Source organism: Agromyces sp. GXS1127, from assembly GCF_050565425.1.
In the GTDB taxonomy this organism is placed as follows: Bacteria; Actinomycetota; Actinomycetes; order Actinomycetales; family Microbacteriaceae; genus Agromyces.
The window spans coordinates 114593-139244 of sequence record NZ_JBOCIG010000002.1; the positions used below are offsets into that span (position 1 = coordinate 114593).

Consider the following 24652-nt stretch of genomic DNA (forward strand, 5'->3'; position numbering starts at 1 on the left):
CCGGCCGGCACGGCACGCCGCAACCGAGCGCGGGACGCCGGGGCCGGAGGGCTCGACCGTAGCATGGCGACATGGCCGGCATCCTCGATTCCCTCCAGCTCGTCGACGGGCCGACGATCCGGTCCCGCGTCCCGATCCGCGCCGCGATCGAGGCCGTGCAGCGGGTGCTCCGGTCCGGCCACGACCCCGACGCGGATCCGCCGCGCGGCGTCGTCGACGTGAGCCGCGGACAGCTCCTCCTCATGCCGTCCGAGCTCGGCGGATGGATCGGGCAGAAGCTCGCGACCGTCGCTCCGGCGAACCCCGCGCGCGGACTCGAGCGGATCCAGGCGATCTACGTCCTCGTCGACGCCAAGACGCTCACTCCGGTCGCGGTGCTCGACGGCACCGAGCTCACGAGCCTCCGTACCCCCGCCGTCTCGGCGGCCGCGCTCGACGTCGTCGCCGCAGCCGGCGCCGCATCGCTCGTCGTGTTCGGCACGGGCCCGCAGGGCGTGCGTCACGTGGAGGCGGTGCGCGCCATCCGCCCGATCGATCGGGTCCGGTTCGTCGGCCGCGATCCGGAGCGGGCCCGACGTGCGGTCGCGAGCGTCGCCCGGCCCGGGCTCGATGTCGCTGTGGGCAGCGCAGCGGATCTCGCCGACGCCGACGTCGTCGTCTGCGCGACGACCGCGCGCGAACCGCTCTTCGACGGTGCGCTCGTGCCCGATCACGCCGCCGTCGTCGCGGTCGGTTCGCACGAGCCCGCCGCCCGCGAGCTGCCGGGCGACCTCCTCGGCCGCGCGCACGTGATCGTCGAGTCGACGCGCGTCGCGCTCCGCGAAGCGGGCGACGTGATCCTCGCGATCGGCGTGGGCCACCTTTCGGCCGATGAGCTGATCCCGATGTCGAAGCTGTTCGACGGCTCCCCCGCGCCATCCGGTCGCCCCGTCGTCGTGAAGACCTGCGGCATGGGCTGGCAGGACCTGGCGGTGGCCCCCCTCGCCCTCACGGAAGGAGCATTCGGATGACTCGCTGGCGGACCGAGGACTGGCACACGGCGGGCGAGCCGTTCCGGATCGTGCTCGACGCGCCGACCGAGGGCGCGACCGTCGCCGAGCGTCGCGTCGAGGCGATGACGGGGCGCGCCGACGCGCTGCGCCGGTTCCTCTGCCTCGAGCCGCGCGGGCACGACGACATGTACGGCGGCTTCGTCACGCCGCCCGACGACGACGCCGCAGACTTCGGCGTGCTGTTCTGGCACAAGGACGGCTTCTCGACCGCGTGCGGGCACGGCACCATGGCGCTCGGCGCGTGGGCGGTGCGCACGGGGCGCGTGGCCGCGCCCGACGACGGGGAGGCGGTCGTGACGATCGACGTGCCGAGCGGTCGCGTGCAGGCGCGCGTGCAGCGGAGCGCCGGGCGCACCACCGGGGTCGTCTTCCGGAACGTCCCGTCGCGCATACTCGCGACCGGGCTTCCGCTCGAGACCAGTCGGGGCAGCGTCGAGGTCGACCTCGTCTTCGGCGGCGCGGTGTACGCGACGCTGCCCGCTGCCGCGCTCGGGCTCGAGGTGACGTCGGCGCACACGACCGATCTCATCCGCCTCGGTCGCGAGATCAAGTGGGCGCTGAACGACCACCCCGAGGCGCAGCTCGCCGACGACCGGCTGTCCGGCGTCTACGGGACCATCCTCGTCGACGACCTCGGGCGCACCGATGCGGGCCCCTGGCAGCGGAACGTGACCGTCTTCGCCGACGGCGAGGTCGATCGGAGCCCGTGCGGCTCGGGCACCGCGGCACGGGTCGCGCTGCTCGCGCACTCGGGCGAGCTCGCCGACGACGAGGTGCTCACCCACGACTCGATCATCGGCACGCGGTTCCGCGCTCGCGTCGCGGAGCGCACCGCCGACGGCGTCGTCCCGGAGATCACCGGTGAGGCGTACCGCGTCGGCGCGTGCGAGTTCGAGCTCGACCCCGACGATCCGCTGGCCGAGGGGTTCAGCCTGCGCTGACCGAGGTCGTCCTCGGCAGCCCGGCCGGCCGCGCCATCCGCCCACGCCGGGCACGGATCAGAAGACGAATCCCTCGGGGAACGGGTCGTCGGGATCGAGCACGTACTGGCCGAACCCCGTCACCCAGGCGCGCCCGCTGATGGTCGGCACGACCGCCGGCACGCCGCCGACGGCGGTCACGCGCAGGAGCCGCCCCGTGAACTCGCTGCCGATGAACGACTCGTTCACGAAGTCGGCCCCGAGGTCGAGTTCGCCGCGCGCGTGCAGCTCCGCCATGCGGGCGCAGGTCCCCGTGCCGCACGGCGACCGGTCGAACCAGCCCGGATGGATCGCCATCGCGTGCCGCGACCGCACGGCGTCGGAGCCCGGCGCGATGAACTCGACGTGGTGCACGTGGTCCGCACCCTCGAGTTCGGGGTGGCGCGGCGGCGCCTGCGTGTTGATCGCGTCCATGATCGCGAGTCCGGCGGCGAGGATCTCGTCCTGGCGAGCTCGATCGAACGGCAGGCCGAGCGCGTCGAGCTCGACGAGCGCGTAGAAATTGCCGCCGAACGCGATCGAGTACGGCACGGTCCCGTGGCCGGGCACCTCGATCGTGGCATCCAGCCGCTCGACGAAGCTCGGCACGTTCTCGAGCGTGACGCGCTTCGCGCGCCCGCCCTCGACCTCGACGCGGGCGACCACGAGCCCGGCCGGCACGTCGAGCCGGATCTCGGTCACGGGCTCGGTCACCTCGACCATGCCCGTCTCGACGAGGACCGTCGCGACGCCGATCGTGCCGTGCCCGCACATGGGCAGGAACCCGCTCGCCTCGATGAAGACGACGCCCCAGTCCGCGTCGTCGCGTGCGGGCGGCTGCAGCAGCGCGCCCGACATCGCAGCGTGCCCGCGCGGCTCGTTCATGAGGAAGCGGCGGAGCCCGTCGAGGTGCTCGATGGCGTGCAGGCGCCGGTCGTTCATGGTCGCCCCGGGGATCCGGCCGACCCCGCCCGTGACGACGCGGGTCGGCATGCCCTCGGTGTGGGAGTCGACCGCCGTGATCACCCGGCGCGCCCGCATCAGCGGGCCGCCAGGGCGGCGAGCGCGCGCTCGGTGTCGGCGGTGACCTGCGCGTGCTGCTCCGCGGAGAGCGGCCCGCGCGGCGGTCTCGTCGGTCCGCCGTAGGAGTTGCCGCAGAGGTCCATGGAGAGCTTGATCGCCTGCACGAACTCGGTGCGCGAATCCCAGCGGAACACGGCGACGAGCTGCTCGTACAGCGCCTTCGCCTCATGCCAGTCGCCTCGTGCGCACAGCTCGTAGAGCTCCACCGACTCCTTCGGGAAGGCGTTCGGGTAGCCCGCGAACCATCCGACCGCACCGTTGACCATGAGCTCGAACAGCACGTCGTCGGCGCCCGCGATGACGTCGATGTCGCAGCGCTCCCGGATCTCGTACACGCGCCGGACGTCGCCCGAGAACTCCTTGATCGCGACGACCTCGGGGATCTCGGCGAGCTTCGCGACGAGCGAGGGCACGAGGTCGACCTTGGTGTCGAAGGGGTTGTTGTAGGCCATGATCGGCAGGCCCGCCTTCGCGACCTCCTCGTAGTGCGCGATCACCTCGCCCTCGTTCGCGCGGTAGAGCGTCGGCGGCAGCAGCAGCACGCCGTCGGCGCCGTCCTCGCGGGCGAGCTCGGCCCACTTCCGCGCCTGGTGGCTGCCCACGCCGTGGGCGCCGGCGACGACGATCCCGCGGCCGTCGACGGCTTCGACGGCGACCTGGATGACCCGCCGCCGCTCCTCGTCGGTGAGCGACGAGTACTCGCCGAGCGATCCGTTCGGCCCGACGCCGCGGCATCCGTTGCGCATCAGGAAGTCGACGTGCTCGGCGAACCGGTCGTAGTCGACGGCGAGCCCGGCGGGCGCCGACTCGTCCTCGCGGAAGGCGAGCGTCGTCGCGACGATCACGCCGCCGAGGTCCATGGTGCCGGTCATGCGTCGTCCATCCTCTGGGGTTCGGTGCGAGTAATATGTCACATATTAGGAATACCGCTCAGCGTCGGCAAGCGTCGCCAGCTCGCCGATCCGCACCGGCGCGAGCACCGGCCGGCGGTCGAACCCGGCGGATGCCGCGGGCCCGCCCGCCTCGGCGACGATCGCCTCGACGGCCCGACCGCACGTGCGCCCCTGGCAGGGGCCTAGCCCGGCGCGCGTCGCGAGCCGCATCGCCCGAGACGGCACGTCGGCCCGCTCCACGATCGCCCGCCGGGTGACGGCCTCGCAGCGGCACACGATCGTGGCGTCGTCGAGCCACGCCGTCCACCCGGGCCGGATGCCGTGCGCCCGGTCCAGGCGCAGTGCGAACGCCCGCATGCGCCGCCTCGCGGCCAGCGGTCCGCCGAGCCGCGGGTCGTCGAGCGCGCCGCCCGCGGCCGCGAAGCCCGCGACGGCGCCCTCGGCGAGCGCGGCGTCGGCGCCGCCGATACCCGTGATCTCGCCCGCGGCGAACACGCCGGCGACGCTCGTGCGCTGCGCGTCGTCCACCGCGACGAACCGCCCGCCATGATCTCGGTCGATCGCGCATCCGAGCGCGAGCGCGGCCTCGAGCCGGGGCGTGAAGCCGTGACCGAGGGCGACGGCGTCGCATGCGACCTCGTGCTCGGTTCCCGGGATCGGGCGCCACTCGGCGTCGAGCCCGGCGATCACGACGCCCTCCACGCGCTCCTCGCCCAGCACGCGCACGACGGCGCTCCCGGTCCGGTACGGGATCCGGTGGCGGGCGAGCGCGCCGAGGTACCCGGCGAACTCCCCCGCCTTGCCCGCGAGCTCCCACGGCCGGGGCAGCCAGCCTCGCGCGAGCGCGGGCGTCCGGGATGCCTCGTGCACGCCGACCACGCGCGATCCGACGAGCGCGAGCGAGTGCGCGACCGGGAGCAGGAACGGCCCGGCGCCGCTCACGACCGTCCGCCGCCCGACTGCGACCCCGTCGCGCTTGGCGAGCGCCTGCGCGGCGCCGGCGGTCGTGACGCCCGGCAGCGTCCAGCCGGGGACCGGCAGTGCGAGGTCGTGCGCGCCGGTGGCGAGGACGACCGCGTCCGCGTGCACGTCGATCGGGGTCCGCCCGTCGCCGTCCGCCTCACCGACCACGACGCGCAGGTGAACCCCGTCGGCGGATGCCTCGGCCGACCACGCGCTCGCCCGGACGTGCACCTCGGCGTCGCCGTCGGCGAGCGCCCGACGCAGTCGCTCGAACCGGTGCCATCCGTGCTGGAGGCGGCGGTCGGTGAGCCGCTCGTGGTGCCGCCAGAACTGGCCGCCGAGCCGGTCGCCCTCGTCGAGCAGACTCACTCGGGCACCCGCCGCGAGGGCGCCCTGCGCGGCCGCGAGTCCCGCCGGACCGCCGCCGAGGATCGCGACGTGCGTCACGGGCGCAGCTCGCGCTCGACCCGGTCGCCGTCGGCGGCCTCGCGCCGGCAGGCGCGGACCCCCTCGACGCCGTTGACCGTGACGAGGCAGTCGTGGCAGACCCCGATGCCGCAGAACACGCCGCGGCCGCCGGTCTGCGCCGTGCGCCAGGCGATCCGGCCGGCGCCGATGAGCACGCCCGCGATGGTCTGGCCGTGCCGGCCCTCGACGGTGTCGCCGTCGACGGTGATGCGGATCATGCGGTCTCCCTGAGGCCCGCCCTGCCGGGGAGGAACGGGGTCGGATCGAGGTCGGTCGGTGCGCCGAGCACGGCGTGCGCGACGAGTTCCGCGGTCGCCGGCGCGAGGCCGATGCCCGCGCCCTCGTGGCCGGTCGCGTGCGCGAGCCCCGCGACCTCCGGATCGGGCCCGATCACGGGCAGGTGGTCGGGCGCGTAGGGACGGAACCCGACATAGCTGCGGAGGAGGAGGGTGTGCTCGAGGAAGGGGAACAGGCGGACGGCCTTGGCCGCGATCGCCGCCGCGGGTGCGACGCCGGGCCGCTCGTCGAATCCGACGCGCTCGCGGCTCGACCCGATGAGCACGGTCCCCCCGGGCGTCGACTCGACGACCGTCGAGGTCTGCAGGGCGGCGTCGCCCGAGCCCACCGCGCCGACGTAGTCGCTGTCGTACACCTTGTGGAACACGCGCTGCGGCATCGGAGCGGTGACGAGGATCACGCCGCGCCGCGGACGGATGTCGAGGCGGGCACCGAGCCGCGCAGCGACCTCGCCCGACCACGGACCGGCGCAGTTCACCACGATGTCGGCCTCGATCGCGCCCGCGGTCGTGCACACACCGCCGATGCGCCCGCCCGGTCGGCCGACCGCGCCCGTGACCTCGGCGACGACCAGTCGCGCACCATGGCGGATCGCCGTCGCGAGCAGCGCCTGCGTCGCGTTCGACGGCTGCACCTGCGCATCATCGGGATAGTGGATCGCGTGGGCGACCTCGCGGGACAGGAACGGTTCGGCGATCGCGAGTGCAGCGGCATCCATCGACTCGGCCCGGATGCCCGTGGCCCGCTGCGCGCCGGCGAATCGGTCGAGCGCGGCCTCGCCACCTCCGAAGGCGACGACGATCCCGCCCTTCGCCTCGAACTCGGTCGCGGGCTGCCCGTCGCGCCGGTCGGCGTCGAGTCGAGCGGCCAGGTCGCGCCATCTCGCATTGGACGCCATCGCGAGGTCGGCCTCGGGGCCGGGCGCCTTGTCGCTCACGAGGAGGTTGCCCTCGCAGCGGCTCGACGTCTCACCGGCGACGCCGACCCGATCGACGACGACCGCCTCGGCGCCCCGCTCGACGAGGGCGAGCGCGCACGCGGCGCCCACGATCCCCGCTCCGATGACCACCACCCGCACGCTGCGCCTCAGTCCTCGCGCTCGCCGCTCCAGATGCCGCCCACGTGACCGATGTGGCGGGACATCAGGTCGGCGGCCGCATCGCCGCGGCCGTCCACGAGCAGCCCGACGAGCTCGGCGTGCTCGAGCGCCGACTCGGTGAGCGCGCCCGATTCGGCGAGTTCGACGAGGCCGGTCAGACGCGTCTGCCGCCGCAGCTCTCCCACGACGTCGACGAGGAACCGGTTGCCCGCGATCTCGAGCAGGGTCAGGTGGAAGCGCGTGTCGGCTTCGAGGTAGTCCTGGAACCGGCCCTCCTCGCCCGCCCGCACGATCTCCGCGGCGAGGTCGAGCAGCTCGGTCGCCGCCGCCTCCGGGATCCGACCGGCGAGCTCCCGCATCGGCGGCACCTCGAGCAGTCGCCGCACCTCGCGGAGCTGGCGGAGCTCGTCGAGCGAGACCTCCGTGACCCGGAACCCACGGTTCCGCATCGGCTCGAGGAACCCGCGCCGCGCCAGGTCGAGCATCGCCTCGCGCACGGGCGTCGCGCTGACCCCGAACTCGGCCGCCGCCGTGGGGACCGTCAGCACCTCCCCGGGCTCCACCTCGCCGGCGACGATGCGCGAGGAGAGGGCGCGTTCGACCTGTTCGCGGAGACTCGCGACCTCGAGCAGCCGGCGTGCCTCAACCATGGCGAAGCCGGTGATATGTCATGCATCACACTCTAGCCGCCGGGGCCGGCGAACGGCAGGGGCGGATCGCGTGCGACGCGGTGCCGGGCCCGATCCCACCCGCCGTGAAAGGATGGCCCTGCGCCCTCGGGCGCGGGACGGGGGGTGCCGCATGGCGATCGAGTTCGCGCGATCCGAGCGATCGACGCTGGGAATCGAGTGGGAGCTCGCGATCGTCGACCGATCGACGGGCGAGCTGGCCTCGGTCGGCGACCGCGTGCTCGCCGAGCTCGACGGAACCGACGGCACGCCGCATCCGTTCATCACCTCCGAACTCCTGACCAACACGGTCGAGCTCGTCAGCGGCGTCCACACCGACGTCGCCGGTGCCGTCGCCGACCTCACCGGCCAGGTCGCCGAGGTGCGCGCGGTGCTCGACCGGCTCGGCGAGTACGAGCTCATGTGCAGCGGCTCGCACCCCTTCAGCCGGTGGTACGACCAGCGGCTCACCGACAAGCCCCGGTACCGCAAGCTCATCGAGCGCACGCGCTGGTGGGGCCGCAACATGATGATCTGGGGCATCCACGTGCACGTCGGCATCGAGGAGCGCGACAAGGCGCTCCCGATCCTCGACGGCCTGCTCGCGTTCGTCCCGCACCTGCAGGCACTGTCGGCGTCGAGCCCGTTCTGGGCGGGCGTCGAGACCGGCTACGCGTCGAACCGCGCGCTGATGTTCCAGCAGCTGCCGACGGCCGGGCTGCCGTACCAGCTGCCGGACTGGGGCGCCTACGAGCGATACGTCGACGACCTCGTCCGCACGGGCGTCATCGAGGACCACACCGAGGTGCGCTGGGACATCCGCCCCTCGCCGCGCTGGGGAACGGTCGAGGTGCGCGTCTGCGACGGCGTGTCGTCGGCCGACGAGATCGGCGCGATCGCCGCGCTCATCCAGTGCCTCGTCGAGTGGATGTCGACCCGGCTCGACGACGGCGAGACGCTGCCGGTCATGCAGCCCTGGTACGTGCGCGAGAACAAGTGGCGCGCTGCGCGCTACGGCATGCACGCCGAGATCATCACGGATGCCGCGGGCACCGAGCGTCCCGTCGCCGACGCGCTCCGCGACCTCCTGATCACCCTCGCCCCGGTCGCCGACCGCCTCGGCTGCGCCGTCGAGCTGCAGCGCATCCGTCGGACGATCGACGAGGGTGCCGGCTACCAGCGCCAGCTGAGGGTCGCCGAGGCGCACGGGGGCGACCTCACCGCGGTCGTCGCGCATCTCGCCCGGGAACTGCGCGAGGGCACCGTCCCGACGGTGGTCGAGTAGCGGCTCGGCCGCGTGCCGAGACCCGGCTACGCGGGGATGCGCCGGGTGCGGATGAGCTCGGCGAACCAGCGGGCGCTCGCCTTCGGCAGCCGCTCGAGCGTGTCGTAGTCGACGCGCACGATGCCGAAGCGCTTGGAGTAGCCGTAGCCCCACTCGAAGTTGTCCATGAGCGACCACACCTGGTAGCCGCGCAGGTCGACGCCGCGGGCCATCGCGCGATGCGCGGCCGTGAAGTGCCGCCGCAGGTAGTCGATGCGGTCGAGATCGCGCACCTCGGGGCCGTCGGGCCCCTCGGTCACGACGTCGTCGAAGGCCGCGCCGTTCTCGGTGATCATGAGCGGCACCTCGGGGTACGCGCCGTGCAGCGCGACGAGCAGGTCCTCGAGCCCGGACGGGTCGATGTTCCAGCCCATCGCGGTGTACGGCCCCGGCTGCTCGAGGAACTCGACGTGCTGCGACCCGGGCCAGGGCGTGCCGCCCATGTCCTTGTGCCCGTCGGCGTTGACGCGCGGCGAGACGCCGTCCCACATCCGGACGGTCACGGTCGAGTAGTAGTTCACGCCGAGCAGGTCGATCGGCTGGGCGATGAGCTCGGTGTCGCCGGGCTTCACGAACGACCAGTCCGTGACCTCCGCGGTGTCCTCGATGACGTCGGCGGGGTACCCGTCGCCGAAGAGCGGTCCGAGGAAGACCCGGTTGGCGAGCCCGTCGATGCGACGGGCCGCCTCGTGCCCGGTCTCGCCCGACGGCCGGATGACGTGCAGGTTGAGCGTGATCGAGAAGCCGGGGTCGTTGGTCACGACCTCTCGCAGGGCGGCGACGGCGAGGCCGTGCGCGAGGTTCAGGTGGTGCACGGCGGCGAGCGCCTTGGCGCCGTCCATGAGCCCGGGCGCGTGCGCCCCGGAGCCGTAGCCGAGGTACGCCGAGCACCACGGCTCGTTGAGCGTCGTCCAGACGGCGACACGGTCGCCGAGCCGCTCTCCCAGGATCCGCGCGTAGTCGGCGAACGCCTCGGCCGTGGCGCGATTCGCCCAGCCGCCCTCGTCCTCCAGCGCCTGCGGCAGGTCCCAGTGGTAGAGCGTCGCGATGGGGCGGATGCCTCGGGCGATGAGCCCGTCGACGAGGCGCTCGTAGAACGCCAGCCCGGCCTCGTACGCCGGCCCGCGTCCGGTCGGCTGGATCCGCGGCCACGCGATCGAGAACCGGTACGCCTCGAGCCCGAGCTCGGCCATGAGGTCGAGGTCGGCCTCCCACCGGTGGTAGTGGTCGCAGGCGACGTCGCCGGTGTCGCCGTTCCAGACCTTGCCCGGGGTGTGGCTGAACGTGTCCCAGATGGACGGCCCACGGCCGTCCTCGGTCGCCGCCCCCTCGATCTGGTACGACGCAGTGGCCGAGCCGAGCAGGAAGTCGGGTGCGAACTCGAGGTCCGAGTCGCGGTAGTCGGGGTCGCCGGTCGTCATCGTCGCTCCGTCCTCGTCCGCGGCCCGAGCCGCGCGTCCAACACTACGCCGGGGCTTCCCCGGCGTCAGGTCGATGCGGTCGTGTCAGCGACCGAGCATCTTCTGGAGCGCGGCCATCTCCTCCTCGGAGGGCGCGCCCTTGGCGCCCGCAGCGCCGCCGAGGCCGAAGCCCGAGCCCGCGGGCGCGTTCGAGGCCGCACCGGGCACCTGGCCCGAGGCGATCGCCGCGTTCTCCGCGGCGCGCTTGGCCGGGTTGCCCGAGCGCGAGCCGCCGCCCGACTTCTTCTTGCCCTTCGCGGCCTGTCGCTTTCCGCCGCCGTGCCCGCCCATGCCCGGGATCGGGCCCATGCCGGGGATCTGCGGCGTGCCGCCGCGCGCGACGGTCTTCATCATCTTCGCGGCCTGCTCGAAGCGCTGCACGAGCTGGTTCACGTCGGTGACCGTCATGCCCGAGCCCTTCGCGATGCGCAGGCGCCGCGAGCCGTTCAGGAGCTTGGTGTTCTTGCGCTCGGCCGGCGTCATCGACTGGATGATCGCCTCCGTGCGCACGATCTCGCGCTCGTCGAAGTTCTCGAGCTGCTGCTTCATGCCGCCCGCGCCCGGCAGCATGCCGAGCATCTTCTTGATCGAGCCCGCACCGCGGAGCTGCTGCATCTGCGCGAGGAAGTCCTCGAGCGTGAACTGCTCCGACGCGATCTTCTCGGCGACCTTCAGCGCCTCCTCCTCGTCGAAGGCCTGCTGGGCCTGCTCGATGAGGGTGAGGATGTCGCCGAGGTCGAGGATCCGGCTCGCCATGCGGTCGGGGTGGAACGGCTCGAAGTCGTCGAGCGTCTCGCCCGTCGAGGCGAAGATGATGGGCCGGCCCGTGACGGATGCCACGGAGAGGGCGGCGCCGCCGCGCGCGTCGCCGTCGAGCTTGGAGAGCACGACGCCCGTGAAGTCGACGCCCTCCTGGAAGGCCTTCGCGGTGGCGACCGCGTCCTGGCCGATCATGGCGTCGATGACGAAGAGCACCTCGTCGGGGTTGGTCGCCTTCCGGATGTTCGCGGCCTGCTTCATCATCTCGGCGTCGACGCCGAGCCGGCCGGCCGTGTCGATGATGACCACGTCGTGCTGGGCACGCTGCGCCTGCGCGAGCGCGTCCTTCGCGACGCGCACCGGGTCGCCGACCCCGTTGCCGGGCTCTGGAGCGAAGACCGTCACGCCGGCCTGCTCGCCGACGACCTGGAGCTGGTTCACGGCGTTCGGGCGCTGGAGGTCGGCCGCCACGAGCATGGGCGTGTGTCCGTCCTTCTTCAGCCACTTCGCGAGCTTGCCGGCGAGCGTCGTCTTGCCCGCACCCTGGAGGCCCGCGAGCATGATGACCGTCGGCGGGGTCTTGGCGAACTGCAGCCGGCGCTGCTGGCCGCCGAGGATGCCGACGAGCTCCTCGTTGACGATCTGCACGACCTGCTGCGCGGGGTTCAGCGCACGGTTGACCTCGTCGCCGAGCGCGCGCTCGCGCACCGTCGACGTGAACGTCTTGACGACGTCGAGCGAGACGTCGGCGTCGAGCAGGGCGCGCCGGATCTCGCGGACGGTGCCGTCGACGTCCGATGCGGAGAGCTTGCCCTTGGTGCGGAGGTTCTTGAACGTCTCGGTGAGACGGTCGGAGAGGGTGCCGAACGTAGCCATGATGCCCTCAAGTGTAGAGGGCGACGCCGCGGCATCCGCTCGGGGGCCGGCTCGAGGCCGGCGGGCTCAGCCCTCGAAGCGCACGTCGACGATCTCGCGCTCGAGGTCGATCGACGCGACGAGCCGCTCGTCGGTGTCCTCGGCCGCGAGGCCGTACTCGAACTCCGCGAACGCGTCGCCCGGCTCGTCGGCGTCGGGGCGGAGATCCACGCGGATGAGCGACATCGAGCGCAGCGCGTCGATCTGGCGGTCGCCGGAGTCGCGCCCGATCGCGGCCTCGACCTCCTCCGCCTGCTCGAGGTCGGGGTCGAGCACGGTCGCCAGGAACCGCATCACGGGCGACGCGCTCGAGTCGAGCTGCGTCACGAACGCCGACCTGAGCTCGTCGTCGACGAGCTCGAGCTCGCCGACGAGGGTCGCAGCGACGTCCAGCGCCGCGAGCGAGACCGCGTCGGCGTCGGCGTCGAGGACCACCTCGACGCGCTGGTCGCCGTACTCGACGTCCTCCGACCAGTAGTCGCCGACGAGTCCGAAGTAGTCGTGCTCCATGGACATGCGCACCCTCCCCTTCTCAGCCGACGAGCTGCTGCGCGAACACGTGCGGGGTGAAGCCCGTGAGGTCGCCGATGCCCTCGCCCTGCCCGATGAGCTTGATCGGCAGGCCGGTCTTCTCCTGCACCGCGATGACGAAGCCGCCCTTGGCGGATCCGTCGAGCTTGGTCAGCACGAGTCCGGTCACCCCGCCGTGCTGGATGAAGGCCTCGGCCTGCGCGAGCCCGTTCTGGCCGGTCGTCGCGTCGAGCACGAGCAGCACCTCGCTGATCGGCGCCTGCTTCTCGACGACGCGCCGGATCTTGCCGAGCTCGTCCATGAGCCCGCCCTTGGTGTGCAGTCGGCCGGCGGTGTCGATGATCACCATCTCGACGCCGGTGCGCTTGGCGTAGTCGACGGTCTGGAAGGCGACGGACGCCGGGTCCTGGCCCTCGCGTTCCGGTCGCACGACCTCCGCGCCCGCCCGCTGGGCCCACGTCGCGAGCTGGTCGACCGCGGCGGCTCGGAAGGTGTCGGCCGCGCCCACGACGACGCTCCTCCCGTAGTTGCGGAGGAACTTCGCGAACTTGCCGATCGTCGTCGTCTTGCCGACGCCGTTCACCCCGACGACGAGCACGACCGCGGGGCGCTCGGTGAGCTTCAGCGTGGGGTCGTATTTCGCGAGCCGCTCCTCGACGGTCTCGCGCAGCATCCGCTGCACGTCACGGGGGTCGGTCGTGCGGTACCGCTCGACCTGGGCCTTGATCGACTCGACGATCTCCTCGGTGACCGTCGGCCCGAAGTCGGCGCGGATGAGGGCCGACTCGAGGTCGTCCCACGTGTCCTCGTCGATCGTCCGCGCGCCGAACACGTTGCGGAGGGCCGACCCGAGCGACCACGATGCGCGTTCCACCATGCCTCCCAGCCTACGGGTGGCGGATGGCCCGGCTCGCCCCGTCCGCCCCACCGATGCGCGACGATCACCGTGCACGAGGATCCGGCCGATGCACGCCCTCCGAGGCCCATCGCCCGGATCATCATGCACGGGGACCCGGGCGCGGGATAGCGGGCGACCCCGGGGGTCGCAAGGCCTTGCCGCTCCGAGGTCGCCGCGAAAGCATCGCCTCGGACGGAAGGAGATCCCCATGCCCCTCGTCGGATTCCACGCATCGCACGAGCAGATCCCGCCGAGCGCCCTCCTGGGCGACGTCGTGCAGGCCGAGCAGGCCGGCTTCGAGGCCGCGATGTGCAGCGACCACTGGGCGCCCTGGAGCGTCCGCCAGGGGCAGTCGGGGTACGCGTGGTCGTGGCTCGCGGCCGCACTGCAGTCGACCTCGTTCTCGCTCGGCGTCGTGACCGCGCCCGGCCAGCGCTACCATCCCGCCGTCGCGGCGCAGAAGATCGCGACCCTCGGCGAGATGTACCCCGGCCGGTTCTGGGCGGCGATCGGCAGCGGCGAGGCGATCAACGAGCACATCACGGGCGAACCGTGGCCCGACAAGGACACGCGCGACCGTCGGCTCGCCGAGACCATCGACGTCATGCGCCGGCTGCTCGCCGGCGAGACCGTCACGCACGAGGGCACGATCAGCGTGCACGAGGCCCGGCTCTGGACGCGGCCCGATGAGGCGCCGCCGCTCATCGCGGCCGCGGTGAGCACGGAGACCGCCGCCGAGACCGCCGAGTGGGCGGACGGCGTGATCACCGTCGACCAGGACCGGAGCGCGCTCCGGGACTTCATGGACGCCTACCGCGGCGCCGGCGGGCGCGGTCCGATCTGCGTGCAGGTGCACCTCAGCTGGGCGCCGACCGACGACGAGGCCGTCGCGATCGCGCACGACCAGTGGCGGCAGAGCCTCGTGCCGGCGCACCTCGCCTGGGAGCTCGAGAGCCCGGAGGCGTTCGACGAGCGCACGGCCGACGCCGCGCGGTCGGAGGTGGCCGGGACGCTGCTCGCGTCGTCGGACACCTCGCGCCACCTCGATGCGCTGCTCGAGCTCGCCGAGCTCGGCGTCGACCGCATCTACCTGCACCACGTCGGGCAGGAGCAGCGCGGATTCATCGACGCATTCGGCGAGCACGTGCTCCCGGAGCTGTCGGCGGCGGGCGTCCCCGCGGGGGCGGGGAGCTGATCGGATGCGTGCGACCGCCCGCGGCGACCTGTGGTGGAAGACCGCCGTCGTCTACTGCCTCGACGTCGAGACCTACATGGACTGGAACGACGACGGGTCCGGCGACTTCGAGGGACTCGCGAACCGCCTCGACCACCTCGCCGAACTCGGGGTGACGTGCATCTGGCTCATGCCCTTCCAGCCCTCGCCCGACCAGGACGACGGCTACGACATCGTCGACTTCTTCGGCGTGGACCCGCGCCTGGGGTCGCTGGGCGACGTCGTCGCGTTCACGCGTGCGGCGCGGGATCGCGGCATCCGGGTCATCATGGACCTGGTGATGAACCACACCTCGGATCGGCACCCGTGGTTCCAGTCGGCCAAGCGCGGGCGCAACGCGCCGTTCCGTGACTTCTACGTCTGGCGCGACGAGATCCCGCCGAACCCGCCCGCCAGCGTCTTCCCAGGCGAGGAGGACGGCGTGTGGGAGTGGCACGAGCCGACCGGGCAGTACTACCTGCACACGTTCTACCGTCACCAGCCCGACCTCAACATCGCCAACCCCGAGGTGCGCGACGAGATCGCGAAGACCATCGGGTTCTGGCTGCAGCTCGGGTTCTCGGGCTTCCGCGTCGACGCCGTGCCGTTCCTCATCGAGCCGCCCGACGGCGAGGAGATCGGCGACCCGCACGAGCTCATGCGGGACCTCCGCCGCTACCTCCAGCGGCGCTCGAGCGAGGCCATCCTGCTCGGCGAGGTGAACCTCCCGTACGACCAGCAGCTCGAGTACTTCGGTCGCGTGGGCGACCCGGCCGAGCTCACCCTCCAGTTCGACTTCGAGGCGATGCAGCGGCTCTACCTGTCGCTCGCGCGGCAGGATGCCACGCCGCTGCGCGACACGCTCGCCCGGCGCCCGCAGCTCGAGCCCGAGAAGCAGTGGGCGAACTTCGTGCGGAACCACGACGAGCTGACGCTCGACAAGCTCTCCGACGCCGAGCGCGAGGAGGTCTTCGACGCGTTCGCGCCCGAGGACTGGATGCGCGTGTACGGACGCGGCATCGTGCGCCGGCTGCCGCCGATGATGGAGGGCGATCCGCGCCGCGTGCGCATGGCGTACAGCCTGCTGTTCTCGCTGCCCGGCACGCCCGTGCTGTTCTACGGCGAGGAGATCGGCATGGGCGAGAACGGCGAGCAGGAGAAGCGCCAGGCGGTGCGCACGCCCATGCAGTGGTCGGCCGAGAAGAACGGCGGGTTCTCGCGGGCCGCGGCGAGCCGGCTCTGCGCCTCGCCCCCCTCCGACGGCTACGCGCCGGAGCACGTCAACGTCGAGGCGCAGATGCACGACCCCGACTCGCTGCTCGCCACGATCCGAGGGCTCGTCGCGCGCTACCGGAGCTCGCCCGAGATCGGCTGGGGCCGGTTCGAGCTGCTCGACGTCGGCGAGCCGGCGGTGCTCGCGCACCGGATCACCGAGGACCACCTGCGGTTCGTCGCGCTGCACAACTTCGCACCGCGACCGGTGCGCGTGACGCTCGAACTCGGCGACGTCCCGGACGGCGCGGTGCTCTCGGACCTGTTCGCCGTCGACGCCGACGAGATCGACGAGCGCGGCCGCGTCGACGTCGAGCTCGACGCCTACGGGTACCGCTGGTTCCGCGTGCTCGCGCCGGGCGACCGACGACTGACCTGAGCGGATGGCGCGGGCGCGCCATCCGCTCAGGTCAGCTCGCCCGGGCCTCGAGCTCCTCGCGCACCCGCTGGCCGACGACCGCCGAGACGCCGTCCTGGCGCATGGACACGCCGTAGAGCGCGTCGGCGATCTCCATCGTGCGCTTCTGGTGCGTGATGACGATGAGCTGGCTCGCCTCGCGCAGGTCCTCGAACGTCGTGAGGAGCCGCCCGAGGTTCGCATCGTCCAACGCGGCCTCGACCTCGTCCATGATGTAGAACGGGCTCGGGCGCGCCTTGAAGATCGCCATGAGCAGCGCGACCGCCGCGAGCGAGCGCTCGCCGCCGGAGAGCAGTGAGAGCCGTTCGATCTTCTTGCCCGCGGGCTTGACGCTCACCTCGATGCCCGTCGTGAGCAGGTCGTCGGGGTTCGTCAGCGCGATGCGCCCCTCACCGCCCGGGAACAGCACCGGGAACACCTCGGCGAAGGCCGCCCGGGTGTCCTCGAACGCCGAGCGGAAGATCGACTCCATGCGACCGTCGATCTCCTCGATGATCGTGAGGAGGTCCTTGCGCGTGTTGGCGAGGTCGGTGAGCTGCTCGGTGAGGAACTGGTGGCGCTGCTCGAGCGCCGCGAACTCCTCGAGCGCGAGCGGGTTGACGCGTCCGAGCTGCGCGAGCTTGCGCTCGGCGCCCTGAAGCCGCTTCTGCTGCTCGGCGCGTACGAACGGCCGCGGTTCGGCGTCGGGGTCGGTCTCGTCGGGGATCGGCTGGTCGGGCCCGTACTCGGCGACGAGGACGTCCTCGCCGAGACCGAGCTCGCTCTCTGCACGTTCGACGAGCGAGCCGACGTGCAGCTTCTTCTCGTAGATGCGCAGCTCGAGCCCGTGCACGTCCTCGGTGACCGCCTGCAGGCGTTCGCGAACGGATGCCTCGGCGCGCCGGGCGGCCTGGACCTCCTCATTGCGGCTCGCGCGCTCGGCCTCGGCCGCGGCGAGGGCGACTCGCGCCTCGGCGACCGAGCGGCCGACGGCCGCGAGGACCGGGGGCAGGGCGTCGGCGACCCGGGATGCCGCCTCGAGCTGCGCACGGCGGATGACGGCGCGGCGCGCGGCCTCGTCGGCGGCACGGCGTTCGGCTTCGTGCTGGCGCTCCATCGCGGCGATGCGCGCCTCCTCCGCGCGGACGCGTTCGCGCGCGGTCTCGAGCCGGAGCCTCGCCTCGACCTCGCCCTCGCGTGCGCGTTCGAGGGCGGCGAGTGCGCCGTCGCGCCGGTCGCCCTCGAGCACCGGGCGGGGTTCGGCGCGCGCGGCCTCGAGCTCGCCCTTCGCCTGGGCCGCCGCCTGCTCGGCCTCGGCGATGCGCTCCTCCGCGGTGCGGAGCGCATCGGCCAGTCGATCGGTCTCGGCCGCGGCGGCCTCGGCCTGCACGCGCGCGCGGTTCAGGGCTTCGGTGCGCTGGGCGAGCTGGGCGTCGAACTCGCGGAGCGCCGTGAGCGCGAGCTTCGACTGCTCCTTCGCGTGCTCGGCGTTGCCGCGCTGCTCGTCGAGGTCGAAGCGGGCGCGCTCGATCGCGGAGCGGACCTCCTCGAGGCGGGCCTCGGCGCGGTCGCGCTCGGCGATGAGCTCGATCCGGCTCTGGGTGCGCCCCGAGCCGCCGTGGACGACATAGCGACCGACGACCGTGCCGTCGCGCGTGATCACGGTCGCGGGGCGGTCGAGCGCGGCGATCGCCGGTCCGGCGGCGCGAACCGCATCGAGGTCCTCGGCGACGAGCACCTCGCCGAGCAGGGCCAGGATGCCGGGCGGGGCGGCGACCACGTCGGCGGCGGGCGTCAGTCCGTCGACGGCGAGGGCCGGCGCGGCGCCGGTGCCGCCGACGCCCGGCTCGGCGATCGTGAGCGCGACGCGGCCGAGGTCGTCGTCGGTCGCGACCCCGACGGCCCTGAGCGCCGCATCGCGGTCGTCCACGAGCACCGACTCGGCGAGCGGTCCGAGCGCCGCGGCGATCGCGGCCTCGTAGCCGGGCTCGACGCGCAGGTGCTCGGCGAGCAGGCCTCGCACGCCGGAGGTGCCGGACGCGGCGAGCGCGGCCGAGCCGTCCTTCTGGTCGAGCGCCATGGACAGCGCGGCGACCCGGGCGCCGAGCGCGTCGCGCTCGCGTTCGCGTTCGTGCAGCGCCTCGCGGAGCTGCTCGATCTCACCCTCGGCCTCGAACACGGCCGCCTGGGCGAGCTCGTACGCCTCGTCGAGGTCGGTCGCCGAGGCGGGGTCGGCGTCGGATTCGGCCTCCACGCGCGCGAGCTCGGCCGCAGCGGTCTCCCGTCGGAGCTGGGCCGCGTCGAGGGCGTCCCGGTGCCGGAGCACCTCGCCGCGCACTGCCGCGAGCTTCGACGCCGCGGCATCCGCCCGGCCCGTCAGCTGCGAGGCCCGCAGGTCGTATTCGCTGACGCGCGACGCCTGCGCGGCGATCTCCTCGTCGACGGCGTCGAGCGCGGTCCGCGCGTCGCGGGTGGTGGCGTTCGCCGCGTCGAGGGCGGATGCCGCCTCGCCGACGCCTGCGCGGATACCGTCGAGCTCGCCCCGCGCGGCCTCGATGTCGGCGAGCGTGACGGTCGGCGCGGCATCCGTGCCCTCGTCGGCGGCGGAGAGCAGCGCGATGCGCTGCCGGGCGAGCGAATCGAGCGACCGCAGCCGCGCCTCGGACTGCTCGAGCGCGAAGCTCACGGCGCGGGCCCGGTCGACGTCGTCGCCGCCCTGGGCCTGCTCGAGCCGGTCGATGTGCGCCTGGTGACGTTCGAGCTCCTGCTGGAGCACGAGTCGCTCGGCGTGCCGCTCGTGCTCGGTCCGCCCTGCGGTCTCGAGCGCGCGCCGGAGCTCGACGACCTCGTCGGCCACGAGCCGGGCCTTCGCGTCGCGGACGACCGCGGCGATGCCGGCCGCTTCGCGCGCGACCTCGGCCTGCCGGCCGAGCGGCTTGAGCTGCCGCCGGAGCTCGGCGGCGAGGTCGGTGAGCCGCGTGAGGTTGGCCTGCATGGCGTCGAGCTTGCGGAGCGTCTTCTCCTTCCGGCGGCGGTGCTTGAGGATGCCCGCGGCCTCCTCGATGAACCCGCGGCGGTCCTCGGGGCTCGCGTGCAGCACCTGGTCGAGCTGGCCCTGGCCGACGATGACGTGCATCTCGCGGCCGAGGCCGGAGTCGCTGAGCAGCTCCTGCACGTCGAGCAGTCGGCACTGCTCGCCGTTGATGGCGTACTCGCTGCCGCCGTTCCGGAAGAGCGTGCGCGAGATGGTGACCTCGGTGTACTCGATCGGCAGCGCGCCGTCCGAGTTGTCGATCGTGAGGCTCACCTCGGCGCGCCCGAGCGGCCCGCGGGTCGAGGTGCCCGCGAAGATGACGTCCTCCATCTTGCCGCCCCGCAGGGTCTTCGCGCCCTGCTCCCCCATCACCCAGGCGAGCGCGTCGACGACGTTCGACTTGCCGGAGCCGTTGGGGCCGACGATGCACGTGACCCCGGGCTCGAAGGCGAAGGTGGTCGGCTGCGCGAAGGACTTGAAGCCCTTCATGGTGAGGCTCTTGAGGTGCATGTCCCCCCGGATTCCGCGGCGTGATGGTGCTGGTGCCTCGCACGAGCGTACCCGAGCGGATGCCGCGGGCCCGTGCGCACCCGCCGTGATCAGGCATCCCTCCTACCGGAGGCCGCCCGGCACGGCTAGGCTGGCGTGCTCCGCAGGCGCTCGCCGCGGGGCGGAGGGAGCACCGCCGTGGCCGTGGAGATCCGCCCGATCCGACTGCCCGCGACCGTCGAGGACGCCGATGCGGGCGAACTCGTCGACTACGCCGCGCTGATGGATCGGATCGAACTCGAACGGCTCGGCACCGCCGAGCTCGCTCGGACGCCGCGCGAGCTGCTCGTCGACCTCGCTCCCGATCGGCACCGTCGAAGCCTCGCGCTGGGTGCGTTCGACGGCGACGCGCTCGTGGGCGCCGCCGAACTCGAGTGGGAGCTCGACGACGAGGCGCGGACCGCCTACCTGCCGATGCTCGGCGTCGACCGCGGACGCCGGCGCGAGGCGATCGGCTCGAGCCTGCTCGCCGAGGCCGAACGCACCGCCGCGGCGGCCGGGCACCCGAGGCTCGTCGTCTCGGGCGAGCACGTGCTGGGCTCCGACGACGGCACCGGGCCGCGCCTCGCGGCACCCCAGGGCGATGCCACCATCCCCGCCGCGGATGCCGTTGCGCAGTTCGGCGCCGCGCACGGGTACGCGCTCGGGCAACTCGACCGGGTGAGCAGGCTCGACGTCGTGGGCCGCGCCGAGGAGTTGCGATCGCGGCTGGCCGCGCTCGGAGCATCTGCGCCCTACCGGATCGCCGCCTGGGTCGACCACGCACCCGACGGACTCGTCGACTCGTTCGCGTTCGCGCGCGAGCGGATGTCGGTGGATGCGCCGGCCGGGGCGATCTCCTTCGAGCTCGAGCACTGGGACGCCGACAGGATCCGGGACGACGAGCGTCGCTCCATCGAGCGCGGGCGGACGACGCTGATCGCCGCGGCCATCGCGCCCGATGAGACGGTGGCGGGCTTCACCGCGCTCTCGCTGCCCGACGGATCCCCCGCGGTCGAGCAGTGGGACACGATCGTGCTCGGCGCGCACCGGGGACACGGGCTCGGGATGCGCCTGAAGCTCGTCAACCTCGTTCGCCTCGCCGAGACCGCCCCGGAGCGCGAGCGCGTCTACACCTGGAACGCCGACGAGAATGAGCACATGCTCCGCATCAACATCGCCCTCGGGTTCCGCCCGTTCGCACTCGAGTCGGTCTGGCAGCGGTCGTGAGCGACTCCGCATCCGCGCGCGATCCCGCGTCGGCGGGCGATGCCGCGTCGGCGGGCGATTCCGCGTCGACGGGCGATGCCGGCGCACTGCGCCGGATCCTCTCGCCCGACCGCATCGGCATCCCCGAGTCGGCGGATCTCGAGGCCTACGCGGAATTCGCCCGCCGGATCCAGCTCGAGACGACCGGCACCGACGAGTTCAGCTACTCGGCGGCCGAGCTCGCGGTGCTCGGCGGCAACCCGTACCTCGAGCGACGACGCTTCGGGATCTTCGACGACGGCCGCCTGGTCGCCGCGGTCGCCGCCTGGTGGGAGCGCGAGGACGACGGGGGCGCGCCCATGATCACGATGCTCGGCGTCGACCCGGCGCACCGTCGCCGCGGCCTCGGCGGGCGCGTGCTCGATGCCATCGAGGCATCCGCACGCGATGCCGGGCGCCGGACGACGCTGCTCATCTCCGAGCACCGCACCGACGACGGCGTCGGCGAGCGCCTCCGCGCCGCGCGGAGGCGCCCGCCGATGCGCCGTCGGTGCGGTTCGCGCGCTCACGCGGGTACGAGCTCGGCCAGCTCCTCGTCGCGAGCAGCCTGCCCGTCGCGGACCGGGCTCCGCGCTTCCGCGAGCTCGCCGACCGGGCCGCGCGGCACGACGGCTACCGGCTCGAGCACTGGCGCGACCACACGCCCGCGGAACACCTGGAGGCGTTCGCCGCGGCCCGCTCGCAGATGGTGGCCGAAGCGCCGAGCGGCGCGGTCGACTTCCCCGACGAGCACTGGGACGCCGCGCGCATCCTCGACGAGGAGGCCCGCGCCGTCGAGGCCGGGCGCACGCACCTGACGGTCGCCGCGATCGCGCCGGACGGCGAGGTCGCGGGCTTCACGATCCTCACGCTCGCACCGGGCAAGCGCGGTGCCTACCAGGACGACACCCTCGTGCTCCGCCCCCACCGCGGCCATGGCCTGGGCATGCGCATGAAGCTCGCGAACCTCGTCGCGCTGGCCGAAGCCGCACCGCAGCGCACGGACGTGTACACGTGGAACGCCGACGAGAACGGCCCCATGCTCGCGATCAACCGTGAACTGGGCTTCCGTCCGCATTCGATCCAGGCAACGTGGCAGCGGGGGTGACTGCGGCCGGCGCATGCTGAGCCGCCGCGCCCGGCACCGCGGCTCGCCGGGATCCGACGCGCAGCCGCTGGCAGCGCGGGCAGCGGTGCGACGAGCGGTTCATGAACGCTTCGCGCACGATCGGCGTCCCGCATCGCGGACACGGGCGGCCGGTGCGTCCGTACGCGTTCAGCGAGTGCGCGAAGTACCCCGACGCGCCGTTGACGTTCACGTACTGCGCGTCGAAGCTCGTGCCTCCCTCGGCGAGCGCCTTCTGCAGCACCTCGCGCACGGCCGCGAGCAGCTCGCGGACGCGCCGGGGGCTGAGGCTCGACGCGGGCTGCTCGCCGTGCATTCGCACCGCCCACAGCGCCTCGTCGGCGTAGATGTTGCCGATCCCGGAGACCACGCCCTGGTCGAGCAGCACGCGCTTGACGCCCGCCGACCGTCGCCCCAGCGCCCCGACGAACGCGGCGTCGTCGAACGCGGGATCGAGCGGGTCGCGGGCGATGTGCGCGACCTGCGACGGGATGGAGCGCGCCCACGGCCCGGTGACGCCCGCCGAGTACCCGGCGGGCTCGCCGTCGGCCGTGGGCACCATGCGATCGATCGCCATCGATCCGAAGATACGCTGGTCGACGAAGTCGACGCGGAGCTCGCGGTGCACGGGGTGCTCGAGGTGCAGTCGGACCCGCGCGTGGCGGTCGTCGCCGGGATGGTCGGGCGTGCGGAGCAGCAACTGGCCGCTCATGCCGAGGTGGCCGACGAGGGCGGCACCGCCGGCGAGCGGCATCCACAGGAACTTGCCGCGCCGCACCGCCGCCTCGATGCGTTCGCCGGTGAGCAGCGTCTCGAAGTCGCCGGATCCGGCCTCGTGCCGCTTCAGCGACCGGGTGTCGAGCACCTCGACCGCGACGACGCGCGCGCCGGTGACGGCGGGCGCCAGTCCGGCGCGGACGACCTCGACCTCGGGCAGTTCGGGCACGTCAGCGTGGGTTCAGCGTGGTCCACGCTTCGAGCGCGGCGGCCATCTCGGCCTGCTTCTTGCTCGAGCCCTCGCCCGACGCGGACACGAGCCCGCCGACCGTGACGGTCGCCACGAAGTGCTTGTTGTGGTCGGGACCGCTCTCGCTCACCGAGTACGCCGGCGCGGGGGCGCCGCGCCGCGCGGCGATCTCCTGCAGGCTCGTCTTCGGGTCCATCGCGGCGCCGAAGCGCGCCGGGTCGCGCATGAGCGGCGTGATGAGCCGCAGCACGAGGTCGGTGGCGACCTCGCCGCCCCGTGAGAGGTAGGCCGCGCCGATGACGGCCTCGACGGTGTCGGCCAGGATCGACGGCTTGTCGGCGCCGCCCGTCATCGTCTCGCCGCGGCCGAGCCGGATGTACGGGCCGAGCCCGATGCTCCGGGCGACCTCGGCGAGGGCGACGCTCGACACGAGGCTCGCGCGGCGCTTGGCCAGCTCGCCCTCGTCGAGCTCGGGGTGGTCGGTGAAGAGCTTGACGGTCACCGCCTGCCCGAGGATCGAGTCGCCGAGGAACTCCAGGCGCTCGTTGGTCGGGATGCCGCCGTTCTCGTACGCGAACGACCGGTGCGTGAGGGCGAGGAGCAGGAGATCGGGGTCGAGCTCGACCCGCAGCGTGCGCTGCAGCCGGACGAGCTCATCCGCCCCGGTGTCCGTGCGCTCGACGCGCCTCACGACCGGTCGTTCGTCGTTCACGGCCGACTTAGACGTCGGCGACCTTGCGGCCCTTGTACTCGAGGAAGAGCGGCGTGCCCGCCGAGTCCTCGACCACGCGTGCGCGGTGCGGGAGGCTGTAGGTGACCTTGCCGTTCTCGACGGTCTTGACGAGCGTGGGGGCCTCGGCCTTCCACTGCGAACGGCGCGCGTGGGTGTTGGCGCGTGACTTCTTCCGCTTGGGAACAGCCATGACTCTCTCTCAATCTCTCTGCTGGTCGGCGTCGGATGCGTGATCCGCGCCCTCGTCTTCGGAAGCCGTGAACCCCGCGAGCGCGGCCCAACGCGGGTCGTGCTCGACGGGGGTGACGAGTTCCGGATGTTCGGCCAGACGCTGTCCGGTCTCGGGGTCGAGACCCGGGCAGTCAGGCCGGCACACCGGCTGGAAGGGCAGTGCCAGCACTACCGCATCTCGGATGAGCGGTTCAAGATCCACGTGGTCGTCTTGAACCTCATACTCGAAAGCTTCTCCGGAATGATACGCGAAAAGCTCCTGGAACTCGACTCGGACGGGCAGCGCGATGTCGATGAGGCATCGGCCGCACTCGCCCTCGGCGGTCGTGTCGACCTCCGCGGTCGCGAGGATGCCCTCGTGCACCGACTCGAGCCGCACGTCCACCGCGAGCTCCGAACCCTGCCGGATGGAGACGAGTCCCTCGCCGAACTGCTCGGGCGCGGGGACGTCGAGTTCCTGCTCGCGCATCTCGCCGGGACGGTTGACGAGGTCGCGCACGTTGATGCTGAAGGGGGAATGCTGGACGGCCACGA

22 protein-coding genes and 1 pseudogene are annotated in these 24652 nt (G+C 72.9%); 8 read left to right on the forward strand and 15 right to left on the reverse strand.

Annotated features, from left to right (window positions below; all coding sequences use genetic code 11):
- The first annotated feature begins 71 nt into the window (after positions 1-71).
- Positions 72-1010 carry an ornithine cyclodeaminase family protein gene (locus tag ACQ393_RS03550; RefSeq protein WP_430645449.1) on the forward strand — a complete coding sequence of 313 codons (939 nt, stop codon included), beginning with the start codon at positions 72-74 and terminating at the stop codon, positions 1008-1010.
- Positions 1007-1993, forward strand: a complete 987-nt coding sequence (locus ACQ393_RS03555; protein WP_430645450.1) for a proline racemase family protein — start codon at positions 1007-1009, stop codon at positions 1991-1993. The genes ACQ393_RS03550 and ACQ393_RS03555 overlap by 4 nt, the downstream gene beginning before the upstream one ends.
- A gap of 57 nt (positions 1994-2050) precedes the next feature.
- Here ACQ393_RS03555 and ACQ393_RS03560 read toward each other — a convergent pair whose 3' ends face one another.
- From ACQ393_RS03560 to ACQ393_RS03585, 6 genes are read right to left on the reverse strand one after another with little or no spacing between them, the layout of a single operon-like run.
- Positions 2051-3052: a proline racemase family protein gene (locus ACQ393_RS03560; RefSeq protein ID WP_430645451.1), complete on the reverse strand. Its 1002-nt coding sequence runs from the start codon at positions 3050-3052 to the stop codon at positions 2051-2053.
- Positions 3052-3966, reverse strand: coding sequence for a dihydrodipicolinate synthase family protein (locus ACQ393_RS03565; RefSeq protein ID WP_430645452.1), 915 nt, complete (start codon positions 3964-3966; stop codon positions 3052-3054). The genes ACQ393_RS03560 and ACQ393_RS03565 overlap by 1 nt, the downstream gene beginning before the upstream one ends.
- A gap of 45 nt (positions 3967-4011) precedes the next feature.
- Positions 4012-5397, reverse strand: a complete 1386-nt coding sequence (locus tag ACQ393_RS03570; RefSeq protein ID WP_430645453.1) for an FAD-dependent oxidoreductase — start codon at positions 5395-5397, stop codon at positions 4012-4014.
- Complete coding sequence (locus ACQ393_RS03575; protein ID WP_430645454.1) at positions 5394-5636, reverse strand: (2Fe-2S)-binding protein; 243 nt, start codon at positions 5634-5636, stop codon at positions 5394-5396. Before ACQ393_RS03575 ends, ACQ393_RS03570 begins: the two co-directional genes overlap by 4 nt.
- Entirely contained in the window at positions 5633-6784 is a 1152-nt protein-coding gene (locus ACQ393_RS03580; RefSeq protein WP_430645455.1) for an NAD(P)/FAD-dependent oxidoreductase, read from the reverse strand. The genes ACQ393_RS03575 and ACQ393_RS03580 overlap by 4 nt, the downstream gene beginning before the upstream one ends.
- A gap of 17 nt (positions 6785-6801) precedes the next feature.
- A complete protein-coding gene (locus ACQ393_RS03585) occupies positions 6802-7464 on the reverse strand; it encodes a GntR family transcriptional regulator (protein WP_430645456.1) in 663 nt (220 codons plus the stop codon).
- A 151-nt stretch (positions 7465-7615) separates the two neighbouring features.
- Between ACQ393_RS03585 and ACQ393_RS03590 the strand changes: the two genes are divergently transcribed.
- Positions 7616-8767, forward strand: a complete 1152-nt coding sequence (locus ACQ393_RS03590) for a glutamate--cysteine ligase (protein ID WP_430645457.1) — start codon at positions 7616-7618, stop codon at positions 8765-8767.
- A 26-nt stretch (positions 8768-8793) separates the two neighbouring features.
- Here the strand turns inward: ACQ393_RS03590 and ACQ393_RS03595 are convergent, their stop codons facing one another.
- From ACQ393_RS03595 to ftsY, 4 genes are all read right to left on the reverse strand, one after another.
- Positions 8794-10227 carry a GH1 family beta-glucosidase gene (locus ACQ393_RS03595; protein ID WP_430645458.1) on the reverse strand — a complete coding sequence of 478 codons (1434 nt, stop codon included), beginning with the start codon at positions 10225-10227 and terminating at the stop codon, positions 8794-8796.
- A gap of 84 nt (positions 10228-10311) precedes the next feature.
- Entirely contained in the window at positions 10312-11901 is a 1590-nt protein-coding gene (gene ffh / locus ACQ393_RS03600; RefSeq protein WP_430645459.1) for a signal recognition particle protein, read from the reverse strand.
- 66 nt (positions 11902-11967) lie between these two features.
- A complete protein-coding gene (locus tag ACQ393_RS03605; protein ID WP_430645460.1) occupies positions 11968-12456 on the reverse strand; it encodes a hypothetical protein in 489 nt (162 codons plus the stop codon).
- 16 nt (positions 12457-12472) lie between these two features.
- Positions 12473-13348 carry a signal recognition particle-docking protein FtsY gene (gene ftsY, locus ACQ393_RS03610; protein WP_430645461.1) on the reverse strand — a complete coding sequence of 292 codons (876 nt, stop codon included), beginning with the start codon at positions 13346-13348 and terminating at the stop codon, positions 12473-12475.
- A 229-nt stretch (positions 13349-13577) separates the two neighbouring features.
- Between ftsY and ACQ393_RS03615 the strand changes: the two genes are divergently transcribed.
- Both ACQ393_RS03615 and ACQ393_RS03620 read left to right on the forward strand, forming a co-directional pair.
- Positions 13578-14564: a TIGR03885 family FMN-dependent LLM class oxidoreductase gene (locus ACQ393_RS03615; protein ID WP_430645462.1), complete on the forward strand. Its 987-nt coding sequence runs from the start codon at positions 13578-13580 to the stop codon at positions 14562-14564.
- A gap of 4 nt (positions 14565-14568) precedes the next feature.
- Positions 14569-16233, forward strand: a complete 1665-nt coding sequence (locus tag ACQ393_RS03620; RefSeq protein ID WP_430645463.1) for an alpha-amylase family protein — start codon at positions 14569-14571, stop codon at positions 16231-16233.
- 31 nt (positions 16234-16264) lie between these two features.
- On the opposite strand, the gene smc is transcribed toward ACQ393_RS03620, so the two are convergent.
- Positions 16265-19795 carry a chromosome segregation protein SMC gene (smc, locus tag ACQ393_RS03625; protein WP_430645464.1) on the reverse strand — a complete coding sequence of 1177 codons (3531 nt, stop codon included), beginning with the start codon at positions 19793-19795 and terminating at the stop codon, positions 16265-16267.
- Between the two features lie 177 nt (positions 19796-19972).
- On the opposite strand from smc, the gene ACQ393_RS03630 reads away from it, so the two are divergent.
- From ACQ393_RS03630 to ACQ393_RS03640, 3 genes and pseudogenes are all read left to right on the forward strand, one after another.
- Entirely contained in the window at positions 19973-21043 is a 1071-nt protein-coding gene (locus ACQ393_RS03630; protein WP_430645465.1) for a GNAT family N-acetyltransferase, read from the forward strand.
- 224 nt (positions 21044-21267) lie between these two features.
- Positions 21268-21492: pseudogene (locus tag ACQ393_RS03635) on the forward strand (GNAT family N-acetyltransferase); the annotation flags it as partial.
- Positions 21493-21572: 80 nt separating this feature from the next.
- Positions 21573-22169 (forward strand): N-acetyltransferase family protein, encoded by a 597-nt coding sequence (locus ACQ393_RS03640; protein ID WP_430645825.1) that lies wholly within the window; start codon positions 21573-21575, stop codon positions 22167-22169.
- Here the strand turns inward: ACQ393_RS03640 and mutM are convergent.
- The 4 genes from mutM to ACQ393_RS03660 all read right to left on the reverse strand — a co-directional run bounded on the left by mutM (position 22111) and on the right by ACQ393_RS03660 (position 24650).
- The gene (mutM, locus tag ACQ393_RS03645) at positions 22111-23133 is read right to left on the reverse strand and encodes a bifunctional DNA-formamidopyrimidine glycosylase/DNA-(apurinic or apyrimidinic site) lyase (protein ID WP_430645466.1); all 1023 of its coding nucleotides are present in this window, start codon (positions 23131-23133) and stop codon (positions 22111-22113) included. The genes ACQ393_RS03640 and mutM overlap by 59 nt on opposite strands.
- A gap of 1 nt (position 23134) precedes the next feature.
- Entirely contained in the window at positions 23135-23797 is a 663-nt protein-coding gene (rnc, locus tag ACQ393_RS03650) for a ribonuclease III (RefSeq protein WP_430645803.1), read from the reverse strand.
- 76 nt (positions 23798-23873) lie between these two features.
- Positions 23874-24077, reverse strand: coding sequence for a 50S ribosomal protein L32 (rpmF, locus tag ACQ393_RS03655; RefSeq protein ID WP_092669520.1), 204 nt, complete (start codon positions 24075-24077; stop codon positions 23874-23876).
- A gap of 9 nt (positions 24078-24086) precedes the next feature.
- On the reverse strand, positions 24087-24650 hold the full coding sequence (locus tag ACQ393_RS03660; RefSeq protein ID WP_430645467.1) for a YceD family protein: 564 nt from the start codon (positions 24648-24650) through the stop codon (positions 24087-24089).
- Positions 24651-24652: the final 2 nt, after the last annotated feature.